This window comes from Paenibacillus montaniterrae, from assembly GCF_018403185.1.
In the GTDB taxonomy this organism is placed as follows: domain Bacteria; phylum Bacillota; class Bacilli; order Paenibacillales; family Paenibacillaceae; genus Pristimantibacillus; species Pristimantibacillus montaniterrae.
In genome coordinates, this window is record NZ_BOSE01000001.1 from 1,170,484 (window position 1) to 1,184,482 (window position 13,999).

The 13,999-nt window shown below is 45.8% G+C and carries 13 protein-coding genes; 2 read left to right on the forward strand and 11 right to left on the reverse strand.

From position 1 onward, the window contains the following. Positions 1–35: 35 nt before the first annotated feature. The 8 genes from KJS52_RS05590 to KJS52_RS05625 form a co-directional block, all read right to left on the reverse strand. Positions 36–926, reverse strand: coding sequence for a sensor histidine kinase (locus tag KJS52_RS05590; RefSeq protein WP_213513680.1), 891 nt, complete (start codon positions 924–926; stop codon positions 36–38). After that, positions 923–1,600 (reverse strand): response regulator transcription factor, encoded by a 678-nt coding sequence (locus KJS52_RS05595; protein ID WP_213513681.1) that lies wholly within the window; start codon positions 1,598–1,600, stop codon positions 923–925. The genes KJS52_RS05590 and KJS52_RS05595 overlap by 4 nt, the downstream gene beginning before the upstream one ends. A gap of 85 nt (positions 1,601–1,685) precedes the next feature. Then, positions 1,686–2,693, reverse strand: coding sequence for a heme ABC transporter substrate-binding protein IsdE (gene isdE, locus KJS52_RS05600; protein WP_306433568.1), 1,008 nt, complete (start codon positions 2,691–2,693; stop codon positions 1,686–1,688). Between the two features lie 48 nt (positions 2,694–2,741). Beyond that, positions 2,742–3,929 (reverse strand): S-layer homology domain-containing protein, encoded by a 1,188-nt coding sequence (locus KJS52_RS05605; RefSeq protein WP_213513683.1) that lies wholly within the window; start codon positions 3,927–3,929, stop codon positions 2,742–2,744. A 55-nt stretch (positions 3,930–3,984) separates the two neighbouring features. Further along, positions 3,985–5,139 carry an NEAT domain-containing protein gene (locus tag KJS52_RS05610; protein ID WP_213513684.1) on the reverse strand — a complete coding sequence of 385 codons (1,155 nt, stop codon included), beginning with the start codon at positions 5,137–5,139 and terminating at the stop codon, positions 3,985–3,987. Between the two features lie 87 nt (positions 5,140–5,226). Then, a complete protein-coding gene (locus KJS52_RS05615) occupies positions 5,227–8,526 on the reverse strand; it encodes an NEAT domain-containing protein (RefSeq protein WP_213513685.1) in 3,300 nt (1,099 codons plus the stop codon). A gap of 122 nt (positions 8,527–8,648) precedes the next feature. Next, on the reverse strand, positions 8,649–9,035 hold the full coding sequence (locus tag KJS52_RS05620) for a hypothetical protein (RefSeq protein WP_213513686.1): 387 nt from the start codon (positions 9,033–9,035) through the stop codon (positions 8,649–8,651). A 328-nt stretch (positions 9,036–9,363) separates the two neighbouring features. Continuing rightward, a complete protein-coding gene (locus KJS52_RS05625) occupies positions 9,364–9,501 on the reverse strand; it encodes a hypothetical protein (RefSeq protein WP_213513687.1) in 138 nt (45 codons plus the stop codon). Position 9,502: 1 nt separating this feature from the next. On the opposite strand from KJS52_RS05625, the gene KJS52_RS05630 reads away from it, so the two are divergent. Together KJS52_RS05630 and KJS52_RS05635 are read left to right on the forward strand one after the other, a co-directional pair. Next, entirely contained in the window at positions 9,503–9,928 is a 426-nt protein-coding gene (locus KJS52_RS05630; protein ID WP_213513688.1) for an SRPBCC family protein, read from the forward strand. Next, positions 9,891–10,262: an ArsR/SmtB family transcription factor gene (locus tag KJS52_RS05635; protein WP_246563154.1), complete on the forward strand. Its 372-nt coding sequence runs from the start codon at positions 9,891–9,893 to the stop codon at positions 10,260–10,262. The genes KJS52_RS05630 and KJS52_RS05635 overlap by 38 nt, the downstream gene beginning before the upstream one ends. A 262-nt stretch (positions 10,263–10,524) precedes the next feature. On the opposite strand, the gene KJS52_RS05640 is transcribed toward KJS52_RS05635, so the two are convergent. From KJS52_RS05640 to KJS52_RS05650, 3 genes are all read right to left on the reverse strand, one after another. Continuing rightward, the gene (locus KJS52_RS05640) at positions 10,525–11,280 is read right to left on the reverse strand and encodes a hypothetical protein (protein ID WP_213513689.1); all 756 of its coding nucleotides are present in this window, start codon (positions 11,278–11,280) and stop codon (positions 10,525–10,527) included. Between the two features lie 171 nt (positions 11,281–11,451). After that, on the reverse strand, positions 11,452–12,513 hold the full coding sequence (locus tag KJS52_RS05645) for a hemolysin family protein (protein ID WP_213513690.1): 1,062 nt from the start codon (positions 12,511–12,513) through the stop codon (positions 11,452–11,454). Positions 12,514–12,557: 44 nt separating this feature from the next. Next, the gene (locus KJS52_RS05650; RefSeq protein WP_213513691.1) at positions 12,558–13,868 is read right to left on the reverse strand and encodes a hemolysin family protein; all 1,311 of its coding nucleotides are present in this window, start codon (positions 13,866–13,868) and stop codon (positions 12,558–12,560) included. Positions 13,869–13,999: the final 131 nt, after the last annotated feature.

Here is a 13,999-nt window from a genome sequence, read left to right on the forward strand (position 1 = left end):
GCTGACTGCTAGATCAATAAGCGCGGCGCAATGCCTTAAGGACGCCGTAAGGGCAAGGGCAAAGCTACGACTGCCTTCGTACCGACGTTCTGCTCGCTTGAAATATGAATGGTTCCGCCATGCAGCTGAACGATTTTTTGCGCAATGGAAAGCCCTAATCCTGTACTTCCGCTATCTTCTTTATGTTCCTGATTGTCTTTAAAGTAATAGCGGTCAAAGATATGCGGCATTAGCTCATCTGCTATGCCTTCCCCTGTATCTGATAGATGAACGATGCATGCTTCTACCGTGCAAACCGCTTCTATGGTGATGGCGCCTCCCGGCGGCGTATGCTTGATTGCATTGGATAATAAATTGCTCCATACCTGCTGCAGCAGCACTTGATCGCCATATATGGAGCTTTGATCATTTGCTATTAACGCGCTCATAATATGCTTATTTGCCAGCTGCCATTCATAAAGCTGCAGCACTTGACGCAGCTGCTGCTTGAGCAAATAATGCCGCTTCGCAATGGCTCTGCTTTCGTTCTCCAGGCGCGATAACAGCAGCAGTTGACGGGTTAAGGCCGACAGCTGTCCTGCCGCCTCACTAATCGTTTGTGCATAACGAGCACGCTGCTCCGAATCGAGCTCTTCCTCCAGCAGCAGCTGCGCATAGCTTTGAATTGAGGCGAGCGAGGCGTGCACCTCATGGGAAACGTTGGCGACGAATTCCTTGCCTACTTGTTCATTTAATTGCAGCTCACGCTGCTTCAGCTGCAATTGCGTAATCTGATGCTCCTTGTCGGCATGATGGCGGCGCATTTTGCCAAGCAGGCACAATAGTGCTGCGACAGCGAGCAGCAGCAGCACAGCCGCAGTGCGCAGCAGCTGAAGCTCAACTTCTTGCTCCAGAGCTGGATGCTGGAGCTGCATGGCGACGCTCATTGGCCAGACACCTCAAGCTTGTAGCCAATTCCTCTAATCGTACGTATGGCAAAGCTGTCCTTATAGTTCAAGAAGCGTTTGCGAAGCCGCTTAATATGTACATCAACAGTACGCTCATCACCAGCGTAGTCCGCTCCCCAGATGAGGCGGATCAGCTCTTCTCTGGCAAACAATCTGCCCGGATACTGTGCCAGCTGAGCGAGCAGCTCGAATTCCTTAAGCGGCAGCAGCAGCACAGCCTCGCCGTCTACAATTTCATGGTTTTTGCGATCAATGAGCAATTGATTCAGCCTGATTTTGTCGCTCGATGCCAGGGAATAGCGCCGGAACAGCGCTTTAACTCTATATAGAAGCTCGACAATTTCAAATGGCTTCGTTACGTAGTCATCCGTTCCGCTCAAGTAGCCCTGCTCCTTGTCCTCCAGCTGCTGGCAGGCTGTCAGCAAAATAATCGGAATGTCGTAATTGCTTCTAATATATTCACAAACATAGAGACCGTTCAGGCCCGGCATCTTCACATCAATGATTGCCAAGTCGATTTTATGCTGCTTCATCTGAAGTATCGCTTCCTCACCATTGCAAGCTTCAATTACTCTAAAGCCTTCTCTTGTCATGTAATGATTAAGCAATGCTCGATTGTTGGCATCATCATCGGCAATTAAAAGATGCTTCACAGCAATTTCCACCTCCAGGTATTTAGCTGCTAATATTTGTATATAATATGATAATGATAATCAATATCATATTAATTGTAAACCTCTACTTTTGCGCAAGTTCGGGATAGAGCATCGGCAATAGTGCATCAATTGCTTCAATTGCCAGCAGATTTCCTGTTGTACCGAACAGTCTCTCCTCCAGGTCATAGACGCGCTCATTTTGTACGGCATTAAAATGCTTCCATATATCGTTGGTCTTAAACTCTTCGTCGAACATTTTCACAACCTCATCCGGCATACCGTGCGCCGCACGCAAAATAACATCAGGATTGGATTGGAACAGGTATTCTGTATTGGATGCCAAATATTCGACCTCCTCCCCCTGCACAACGTTAATCCCGCCAGCAAGTCTGACCAAATCTCCGATATATGAATGCTCAGTCGCCACCAAATAGCTTCCCGGTATTCCCATCAGAATGAGTACCGTTGGATTTTCATAGCTTGCAGTCAGCTCCTTAATATCGCTGACCTTTTGCTCAAATTTGCCGACCAGCTCCGCAGCTTGTGCACTGCGATCATATTTTTCACCGAGGTCAAGCATCGATTGATTCATCGACGCAACACTCGTTAGATTAAGAAAGGTCGCCTCAATGCCCGCTTCCTCAAATACCGGCTTCAAATCATACTCCAGGGTTGTAACGGAAAGCACCTCACTTGGCTTAAGCGACTTGACCAGCTCCATATCCGGGCTCATCGGATTGCCAACTCGTGTTGCGTCATCATAGCGTTGTGGCAGCTCCTTGACACTGGTGGGTACGCCTATTACATCGAGCTCCAATGCGTCCAGCATTTGCGTAATCGCCACGGTAGTTGAGACAATACGAGGGCTTTCATTGGCGTTGGCGCTATTCTGCTCCGCAGTCGAGATGCTCTGTGGCAATGTTTCAGCAGAAGCCTGCTGAGCATTGGCTGCCTGTTCATTCCCTTGATTCTGTGCACAGCCTGTCAATATAAACAGCAGCAACAGAAGACTTGCCACAATATATGAATGTCTTTTCATTATATTACCTCCCCTATAATGCGCTAAATGGGGACAGCTCTCTGTCCCCATCGTAGCTTCTATTTACAAATCAGACCGATCTGACCTTCTTAATTGCGCTTAGAGCTTCGCATCAAGCAGGCGCATAATAAGCGTCAGTGCCTCTGCTCTCGTAGCTGATGCAGCAGGCTCAAATTTGTTATCGCTCGTTCCGCTAATTAGCCCCGCTTTCACTGCCGCTGCAACCTCCTGCTGCGCCCATTGCGGAATTAGCTGTTTGTCCGCAAAGCTTAATGCATCAGCTTCGTTTAGCTGCAGCCCGGCTGCACGCGCAATCACTACCGCCAGCTCAGCCCGAGAAATATTGCTGCTTGCGCGGAATGTTCCATCGCTATAGCCGCTTATTAGCTTCGCTGCTGCTGCGCGCTTAATATGCTCGCTCGCCCAATCCGGAATGGACGCTTGATCTGCAAAGCTGCTTGAAGACTGGGCTTGCGGCAGCTCTAATGCTCTGCTTATCAATACTGCAAATTCTGCTCGGCTGATGACAGCATTCGGCTTGAACGTTCCATCATGATAGCCGCTGGCTATGCCTTGCTCTACTGCACGTGAGATTGCCGACTTCGCCCAATGGCCTTCAACATCGGCAAAGCTGCCAGCTGCAGTCTGCTCTTCACCGGGCTCCTCGCCTGCTGCTTCTTCTTCAGCCGCGCCATTATCGTCATCATATCCGCTAGGGAAGCCGACATTGCCAGCCTTGGTAGGGACAGCGGCAGCAGCATCTACAGCTTCAATCGTTTCAGGAAGAAATTGAAATCGAATATCATATTCGTTAATGTACTTGAAGTTAATCGCCTCGATAACCCAATTGATGCTTATCCAGGCAGGATGGATTGCAGACAAATCATCAAGCTCGAAAGTAACAACCCGTCTGTTTTGCTCGGGCTCCTCATTGGACACAATGCCCTCGCTGCCGTTCAGCTTGAGTCCGACAATTTCCTTGCTTTGCAGCACCGTAAAGGATACTGTTTTCTTGCCATCTTTCACCTTTAACAGTGCTGGACTGACCAAATATTGTGCAGACATTGACGTTTTATCTTCCTTAGCGTACAAAATCGTATAATCGATATAGTAAGTGCCATCTGCCAGCTTGCTTGCATCGGTAGATGAGCTGGCAGAGCCCAATTCGGAGACTCCTTCAGCTGCTTGTAGCGACTGTCCGAAGCTGGCAAATGAGAAAAGCATGAAAGCTGCGACCATTCCGAACAGCAGCAGCTTATTTTTTTCAGCATGCATGAACCAATTCACGCGACACACTCCTTAGACTCTTTTAAACTCCTTTTAGGCCTCTTTTTAGCTCATTTTAGGCTGCTTTCGATTTTCGCTTGCGATATACTGCAATCACAATAATAGAAGCGACAAGCAGCACCGCCAGAAAAACGATCGTAAGAACGCCATTCTTTTTGCTTGGAGCCTGCTCCACGCTTGCTGCAACGATTGTATCGCTGTTCTCTTCCACAGCACCGTCCAGCGCCGCTGTTAGCTCAACCGCCTTCTGATCATCGGCTGCTGCATTACCTTGCTTCGTATTTGCAGAATTGGCATTACTAGAGTTATTACTTTGCTCCGCTCCCTCGTTATTGTCTTCGGTCTGCTCTAATAAAGCCTTATTTTCGTCCGTTTCCTTGTCGTTATCACCAGTGCTGGATGCATCATCGTCTTTACTGGACGTATCGTCAGCAGAAGCTGCACTTTCTGTCGTGCCTGTTTTCGACTGTGCAGACGAGCCCTCAGCAGCTTTCTCATCACCTTTTGCTGCCGCGCTTGGCTGCGTCGTACTTGTACTTTGCTGCGGTGTCGCGCTTGCCTGCGGCTTCGCACTTGCTTGTGTTGTAGCACCTGCCTGCGGCTTCACACTTGCTTGTGGTGTCGCACCTGCCTGCGGCTTCGCACTTGCTTGTGGTGTTGTGCTAACATGTAGTGTTGCGCTAGCCTGTGGTGTTGTGCTGGCCTTAGGCTCGCTAATCAGCTTCAGTGTGTCTGTATCGTATACAAAACGTATCGTATAATCATGGTCATAATCTATTTCCGGAACCGTCACATGAATTTTGGAAAGCATCGGCTTATCCAGGCTATCCAGCGAAAACTGAACAAGTCTTGTGTTTTTCTCAGCATCCTCACTGATTACTTTCGCGTCAGCATAGCTGCTGCCGCTCGGCGTTTTGAACTGCGTAACCCATTCGCTATGATTGATCGTCATTCGCACCGAAATTGCTCCACCGCTTACAATTACGGTAGCTGGCTTTTCCCAATAATCATTAGCCATGGAAACCGATTCATCGTCCGGCTTTTTAATCATGTAGTCGATTGTATATGTACCGTCGGACAATTCAGCCGCGTAAACAGACGATCCTCCCCCATTAAAAGCAATTAGCAGAGCAAACAGCAGCAAGCCGCCGCATATTACTTTTGAAAAGTATCTAACGATTGTCTTCTCCTCCCTTTCTATCTTTCGCATAATGCTGCAATTATCATTTACGACAAGAAAATGATAATCATTATCATTAATGTAAACTCGAATTATGAACGCAATATGAACAAAAGATTACAGCTCCAGCAAACGAATGATTAGCGTTAATGCTTCAGCGCGAGTAGCTGTACCATTGGGATCAAAGCGGTCTTTCTCCTTACCTAGTATTAATCCGGCTTTCACTGCTGCCGAAACTTCCTTCTGCGCCCAGCCTGGAATTTGTGCTGCATCGCTAAAATCAAGCGCTGTCGCTGTGTCCAGCTCAAGCTTGGCAGCACGGGCAATGATGACCGCTAATTGAGCACGCGTCAGCTGATCATTGGCACGGAATGTTTCATCCGAGTAGCCGCTAATGAGCCCAGCATCTGCTACTCTTGCAACATGCGGCTGTGCCCAGCCCGGAATGCTGCTATAGTCCTTGAAGGAGGAGCCGTCTGCATTGCCTTCCAGCTGCAGCGCACGGCTGATCATAACTGCAAATTCTGCACGTGTTACAGTGCCATTTGGACGGAAGCTGCCGTCGGAAAATCCATTTACAATACCAAGCTTGACTGCCTTCTCTATGCTGGTACGCGCCCAGTGGTTTGCCACATCTGAGAACGTGATCGATGGAGCCTCCACCTCTGTAGCTGCTTCTGATCCGTTCGAATTTTCTCCAGTTGGCGTACCTGTGTTTTCACCGCTAGGTTTTTCTTCTCCGTCATTTCCTGTTTCAGTGCCGCTTCCTGGATTCGGAAGATTTGGCACGCCAGGCTGCTGCGTTGTTCCTGGAACCTGTGGAGCTGTGCCTGCATATACCGCTTTCGCTTCATGGAATTTAAACTGAATCGCATAGTCATGATGATAACTTACCTCTGGCCAATCGACCTTTACCCATCCTTCCAGCGTTTGAGATAGATCACTCAGTGCAAAGCTAACGATTCGCTGGTTCAAGGCCGAGTCGGTATGAGTTACACTGCCGCTGCTGCCGTTTATCGTTAATCCAGTTATTTCCTTACTCTGCAGAACGGTAAACGATACTGTCTTTGTGCCCCCAGAAACGTTCACCAGCGCACTAGGCACGACATATCCGTTTGCTACCGACGCTTGCGTTGTTCCATGCTTGTAAATAGTAAATGGCATATAGTAGCTTCCATCGGCAGGATATACCGGATTGCTTGCTCCAGGTGTACCCGGATTTGGTCCTGTGCCTGGGTCGCCGCCACCAGCTGTGTTTTTAAATGTTTCCAGCGCACTGTTTAGACGAGCATAAGCATCATCTGTTGCAGCTTGCTGAGCAGGATTGCGCACCGCTTCTTCATTAGCAGTCGCAAGCGCCTTAGCTAATGCTGCGAGTGCTACTTCATCATATTCGCCTGACTGTTCCCGATTCTCCACTTCATCGTAAGCAGCTGCTGCCGTTTGCAGCAATTCATAAAGCTTTTGATTGTCTACATCGTTAAAATTCAAGCGAATGCTGTGCACCTGATCATAATTTTGCTCAGGTACAACGATTCGAACCTGCGCCTCCAATAATGCAGACAAGCTGCTAGCTTCAAAGGCAACGACGCGCGAATCAGCTGCCTCGTCTGTCGAAACCGTTTCAGCTTCTACGAAGTCCTCTCCTGCCTTCACTTTAAACTCCTGCACATTGCTGCTGCCAGTTAGCGTCAATGTAACATGCAGACGGCCTTCATCATCTGTAGCAACAAGCGCTGGCTTTTCAAAATAGCTGTTCATTCGTGAAAATGCGGCCTCGCTGCCATGGGCTGCAGTAAAATAGACTTGCTTCGTTTCAGCAGCTTTAAAAGCATCGATTGCACCTTGCAATGCTGCTGTTGCTTTCAATATTTCTGGTCTCGGGGAGGCTAACTGGTCCGCTCTTTCCTGCGCAGCCGTAACTGCTGCCTCCAACTGTTCGATATAATAAGCTGAATGCTGCCCAACTTCCGTTCCTTCCTCCGCATTTTTAACGAGCAATAGCGCTTCGTCAACCAATTTCTGCAATGCGTCCAAATATGCTTTATTAAAGCTTATAAATACCGTTTTACGCTCAGCCTCTGGCAGCTCCATTGGATATTCAAGCTTCCACAGCCCTTGCCATAGCTCATCCGTTTGCTTATAAGTTGCGTTCCCGCTTCTAACGTCGGCCTGGTATACTTTAATCGTTTCACTTTGCTCTCCTGATAATAAGTCACGAAAAGCAGGGGTATTGGTTAAATCATCATTTTTGACCGAACGTGCCGGATTAGCTGCCCATCTTGAGAAAAAGCCATCTGCAGCCGATGCTGAAACTGTTCGAATTGACGAATCGGTTAGTTCATTATTAGCGTCAAAAAACGCAAAATTGGCAAAAGCCTGATAATAGTCAGGACCAGCCTGCTGCAGCATAACAGCATTTGGGCTAATATCTGCTGCATATGGCGAAATTTTGGCATCCTTTTCTAAAGAATCCAGCACTAAAATTTCGATATCTTGAGCTACAAGACGCTGCTTGTCGAACAGCTCCCATGCGCCGACAGCATTGGCCTCATTGAACATACTATTTACTTCTTCTTGCGTTGCTTGCTCATTATCCAGCATAAGCTGAACTTGAGCGATTTTCTCTTTTACGTTGGTAACGGGACCTTTATAGCCAACAGCAGGACCAAAATAAGTGATAGGCAAGTATTCTCCATCAGACACAGGAGTAGTGTTAATAGCCGCTGGCTTGCCTGCTTCACGTTCACCCGCATCCGCTTTGCCCTGAACCCATGCGGCTGCTGTCTCGATCCACTGGATTAGACGTGATTTATCTACCTCTGGAGCTTGCGGCTCTTCACCACCGCTGCCCGGAGTTTCTGGAAGCACAATATCGGATACAGCAATTTCCAGCTGAACATTATACCAATGATTGTAAGGGGTAGGGAGATTAAAGTAGTTTTCTTTATCATTGATATGCATTAAAATATCTTGTTTTTTCCATATATCTTCAATTGCAAGCTGCACAATAACGTGATCGGGATTTTCAGCGTCGCGCACAGCTGCTACCTCATACCCTTCTTGTCCTATTGCAGTTTCTTCATTGTCTACCTTTGTAATCACTGCTTTAGCTGCGCCAGACTTACGCGCTGCCAAATATGCAAATGTAGCATAATTCGATTTGCTAACCTCATGCTCAAACACCGCTTTCCCGTCAGAAACAATCAGCTTGCCACTATCTTTTTTCATAAACGCGTCAGCTGCCGATGTTTCAGTCGTACCATCCTTTACATAACGGTAGGAAACCGAATATTCACCATCAGGAATAACGGCTCCGGGTTCAACATTAGCGGATACCGAATAGGGTAATGCTGCCCCAACAAGCAATGCTATAGTTAAAAGAAAAACGTTTATTTTTTGTACGAACCTTTTCAAAATAAAAACTCCCTTTTACGTAAAATGAATTTTTGCTGCTTGTTTAAAAGTTGATTAGGATTTAGCAGGTAAAAGAGCGTCCTGCCAACGCAGAGCGCTCTTTTACCTGCTTCACATTAGGTTTAGCCCCAAACAAGAGTAAGAGGATACCATGTATTATGCCAAGGCGCTACGACTACGTGTAAGGACAAGTCAATAGGCGCAGAACTGCTGCCTGGGAAAGTAAGCTTCGTTGTATTCGTTCCAGAATCATAAACGCCTGAATAGGTTACTCCACCAACCTCAACCTCAGGGAAATAATTACCGCTTAGCGTGATCGTTACATTACCGCCAGAAACAGTAGCATTAGCTGCAATGTAGCTGCTGGAGTGAGCATGATAAGCCCCATCATACTCAAAATAATAGTTATAGTCGTTATACGGATTTGCAAATGCAGGAACTGCCATTGCCAACATAAGCACCAAAGCAAGCATCAATACAGTCGTCGTTTTTTTGATAGATTTCACCATAATTCAAGCACTCCTTATAAATTGGATTTTGTATAAAGCCTGCTGTTCATCTATGTTGTCAATGAACGCATCGTTGCTCGACAAGTCGAAAATACAACTAAGCTGTTGCTGCAAGCATCCCCTCCTTAAACAGCTAAAATTGTTTACTGGCAAGCCACAGCATTATGTTGAATACAAGGATAATGATAATCATTATCAACGATGTTGCAAAAAAAATATGTGGCTGGAGCGCGAATGTACCGGTAAACATCCTTCACGTTACGTGAATCAAGCATCGCCAGCTAACTTCAATCTATACCGAAATTATGAACGCAGTATGAACAATAGATTACAAATTTCCACTCGCCATCATTTGCCCTGCGCTTGACATAACACCTGAAGGTGTTACAATAAAGGAAATAACACCTGAAGGTGTTACAATAAAGGAAATAACACCTAATTGTGTTACAAATTTGGAGGTAAACATCATGCAAAAGCCAGAAGCTTTAACAGAAATTCGAAAAACGATTATTATAAACGCGCCGCTTGAAAAAGCATGGCACGCAGTAGCAACATCAGAAGGCATCGCCTCATGGTGGATGCCGAATACATTTGAGCCTGTTGTCGGGAAAGAATTTATACTGCATGCAGGCCATTTCGGCGACTCCCCTTGTAAAGTGACAGAGCTTGAACCGTATAAAAAAGTCGGCTTTAACTGGGGCAAGGATTGGCATCTCACCTTCGAGCTGAAGGAGCTCGGAGATAATAAAACCGAGTTTACATTAATTCATGCTGGCTGGGATGTGAACAAGGTGACAGAGTTTGGACAGCCGCACTCAGTAGTTCGCAATATTATGGACGGCGGGTGGGAGAAAATTGTCAAAGAAAAATTCCCTGCAGTCGTCGAGCAGTAAGCAAGCAAACAGCGAATCGCAATATGATGTGTTTCAAGCGGTTGCCGATCCGACAAGACGCCATTTGTTGAAATTATTAACCGAGGCCGACAAGGAAATGTCGATTGCCGCAATCAAGGAGCATTTCCCGATTAGCCGTACCGCCGTCAACAAGCATTTAAATGTGCTTCAGGGGGCTGGTCTTGTCAGCAGCAGAAAGGCTGGACGTGAAACGTTATTCAAGGCTGAGCTCAGTCCACTCGCTGAGCTTAAGCAATGGCTCGCCTTTTTTGAAAACTATTGGGATGATAAGCTGGCTGCGCTTAAAAACTATCTCGAGGCAGATCAGCAGTAGCATGCTTTACAGCCAAAAGAGCAGACCGAAAAGTGAACAGCAGAAAGGCTGGATACGGGATTGTTAGTCGCTATGGAAGCTGGATAACGTTATGAGTGATAGATGCAGCCTTTCTTCGTTCTAATGAATACACAACGTTTTATTGGGCGGAACTCACTGTACATGAGGCAGCTTTCCGCCCCTTAACGTTCTACATATTCCTTAGAGTTCCCATTGACTCCACCTCATCATTTAACGTTACCCGGATTCTTTAAGCCTCACTTTAGCCAGTGACGGCCGTAAGCGCAATTGATTCTCCCTCTGCCGGATCATCCTCGCTGAACTCTATAGTATCTTTAATCAGCTTCCCATCCTTATACGTATACGTTACATTTAAATACCCGCGAATACCGGCTGATGTTCCGTCACTAACCTGAACTGAGCCGATCAGCTTGCCGTCTGCAACCGTATAGTTGAGCCAATCAGCGAATTTCGCTTCAATCGACCCGTTTGCCGCCTCGTCTGAATACAGGGACTGATCTCCTTCCAGAACGATGGTCGTTTTAGCAGCTTCCGTTACAAACGAGACATGCTCTGCAATAATATCCTCTAGCGATTCGACAGGAACTTCCTCACCAGTTTGCGAGTTCAGTACATGGCATTCAGAGACGATAATTCCAGTACCATGATCCACAATATTGACAACAATAAGCTCATCTGCTTGATCCCCTGTTATATCCGCCGTATATACATATGGGTCGCGAATGCCGCTATTTCGCCAATTAATCGAGTTTAATTGATGGCTGCTCCACTGCACAGAAACAAGCTGAAGCAGTCCGTCCTCCCCCATTGTTCCTTCAAGCGAAAGGCCAAGCTCCTCATTGGTCCAACGTTTGGTTTGTCCAGTCGTTCCGTCAAAAGCTTCAGCGGAAGCTGGATCGTTAGCTGGATCATTAGTCTGTGCAGCATCAGGCGCTGCACTGCATGCTGTTAATGTCAGCATTAAAGCTAGTGTGCTCGCAAGCAATTTAATATTCACTTAATCACTCCAACTTGTTCATATTGTATCTATTAATCTAGCAGTATATTTTCATCCCAATTTTACCACATGTTGAGCGTAAAATCGAAACAGCGCAGGACTAACTCCCTTGGACATAAAAAAGAGCTTGCTAAGCTCACACGAGTGGGCTAACAAGCTCTCCATTTACGATTATCTAATAGGAACAGGCTCGAAGTTGATCGATTCGTCCTTCATATCTCCGACAATTTCCTCAAGCAGATCCTCCATCGTCACAATTCCAATCATGCTTTCATTAGCATCATGGACGATTGCCATATGAACGCGATTCTGCTGCATTTTAACGAGCACATCACTGATTCGTGAAGCTGCGTTGAATCTTGGAATGTCATGGATGAAGTCTGCCAGCTGACATGACTGGTCAGACGCTATGGCAGTAAGAATTTCCTTCGTATTGACAATCCCCACAAAACGATTCAATTGCTCATCGAAAACGGGATATCGAGTAAAGCTGTGCTCCTCAAGCTTCTCGATAATGGCTTCGATAGACATATCCTTATGAATATGAACGACTCGATCAATTGGCAGCATAACTTCTTCCAGCAGGCGTTGATCGAACTCAAAAATATTTTTCAAGTATTCAAGCTCTGTTTTGTTGATTTCTCCACCTTCAAAGCTTTCATTCACGATCCATTTTAATTCCTCTTCAGAATGCACGGTTTCATGTCCTGCCGGTTTTACGCCAAAGAGTTTAAGGAAGGATCGCGCAGCCCCATTAAGCACTTTAATAAATGGACTCATTACTTTGCCAAACCAGTAAAGAGATGGCGCAAGCAGCAAGGTCATCTTTTCAGCATATTGAATCGCTAGTGTTTTAGGAGCCAGCTCGCCAATAACGACATGCAGAAATGTAATTATCGACAAGGCAATAACATAGGAAAGAACGGTTGCGATTGCTTCCGGAACTGCGAATTGCTCAAATACCGGATGAAGCATCTTCTCAACAGTCGGCTCCCCTAATGCGCCAAGCACGAGAGCTGTTATCGTAATTCCTAATTGACATGCCGATAAGTAGTAGTCGAGATCATTCGCAACCTTCTTGGCAATGACGGCTTTCTTGGAGCCCTCCGCAATAAGCTCATCTAATCGAGACAGTCTAACCTTCAGTATGGCAAATTCGGCGCCTACGAAAAAGGCCGTTAGCCCTATAAATACCGCGACCAAAAATAAGTTTAGAACGATTATTCCGTCCAATTCTTTTCCTCCTTGGAGGGTGCTCCTCCGAAAAAAATTATCGTTTACTGCTCATTCTCATGAATGACAAGAATGATTCGCTTGATTTGATAATGTTCTGTTTCTGCAATCGTCCATACATATTTTCCAACGCTTAGCTGATCGCCCTGCTCGACAAGCGTTCCTTTATGATGCTGAAACCAACCGCCCAGTGTGTCCATATCCGCCTTGTCCTCAAACACAAGATTTAGTTCTCTTTCTATATCATCCAATAGTACTCTGGCATTGATATGGTATTCGTTTTCCTTCACTTTTTGAATTTCTGCAACCTCATCTGTATCAAATTCGTCGCGAATTTCTCCAACGATTTCTTCCAAAATATCTTCCATTGTAATAATACCGGCTGTGCCGCCGTACTCGTCAATAACAAGCGCCATATGGACACGCTCCTGCTGCATCTTCAGCATCGCTTGCTTGATCGGGGTAATCTCCAATACCGTCGGCATCTCTGTTACAAATTGTTCAACCTTGCGCTCCCTCTTGGCAATAATATGCGGAAGCATTTTTTTTACATTGACGATCCCGATAATTTGGTCTTTATTATTGTCTATAGTAACTGGATAGCGTGTATAATTGTTTTCTTGCAAAATGCTAATAATTTCATCGTAGTTCATATTTTTGTCCAGACATACGATCGATTTGCGTGGCGTCATAACATCCTTGGCCATGCGCTCGTCAAATGTAAACACATTTTCCATATAGGTTAACTTGGATTCATCGAGTTCTCCGCCTTGATGACTTTGCGTCATAATAATTCTTAACTCATCTTCTGAATAAATATCTTTATGCGCTTTAGAGCTTACTCCAAACCATTGAAGCAGCAAGCGAGAGGTTCCATTCAATGACCAAATAAGAGGCTTCATTACTTTTCCAAACCAATATAGAGGTCCCGAAAGCATTAACGTAACTTTTTCCGAGAATTGAATCGCTAATGTTTTAGGCGCCATTTCCCCGATTACGACATGAAGAAACGTTACCAATATAAAAGCGATCGCATAAGAGGCAATAGAAGAGCTTGTATCTGACATCTTGAGCAAATCAAATACAGGGTACATCACACGTTCTACAGCAGGCTTGCCGATGGCTCCCAGGCCAAGGGCAGTAACCGTAATGCCGAGCTGGCAGGCAGAAAGGTAATAATCCAAATCACTCGCTACCTTTTTCGCAATTACTGCTTTTTTATTCCCTTCATCAATCAGTTGATCAATTCTGGACATCCTGAGCTTAACTACCGCAAACTCGGACGCCACGAAAAAAGCAGTAAGCAAAATTAAAACAACTAAAATGAATAAATTAATGATTAATATATAATCCAAATTTTTCCCTGTACTAGGGATTCACCTCCGTTTTTTATAAACCAGCACATCGACAACGAACAATAGTTTATGAAGCATGCTTAGACTCGCGCTTGTCCCCACTCCCTTCAATGTTTTGTTAGGAATATGAT

What these genes read in the sequence shown, in the direction of transcription:
- KJS52_RS05590 (WP_213513680.1), bottom strand. Translation starts at nt 926, where the DNA reads ATGAGCGTCGCCATGCAGCTCCAGCATCCAGCTCTGGAGCAAGAAGTT.
- KJS52_RS05620 (WP_213513686.1), bottom strand. Translation starts at nt 9,035, where the DNA reads ATGGTGAAATCTATCAAAAAAACGACGACTGTATTGATGCTTGCTTTG.
- KJS52_RS05610 (WP_213513684.1), bottom strand. Translation starts at nt 5,139, where the DNA reads ATGCGAAAGATAGAAAGGGAGGAGAAGACAATCGTTAGATACTTTTCA.
- KJS52_RS05625 (WP_213513687.1), bottom strand. Translation starts at nt 9,501, where the DNA reads ATGTTTACCTCCAAATTTGTAACACAATTAGGTGTTATTTCCTTTATT.
- isdE (WP_306433568.1), bottom strand. Translation starts at nt 2,693, where the DNA reads ATGGGGACAGAGAGCTGTCCCCATTTAGCGCATTATAGGGGAGGTAAT.
- KJS52_RS05630 (WP_213513688.1), top strand. Translation starts at nt 9,503, where the DNA reads ATGCAAAAGCCAGAAGCTTTAACAGAAATTCGAAAAACGATTATTATA.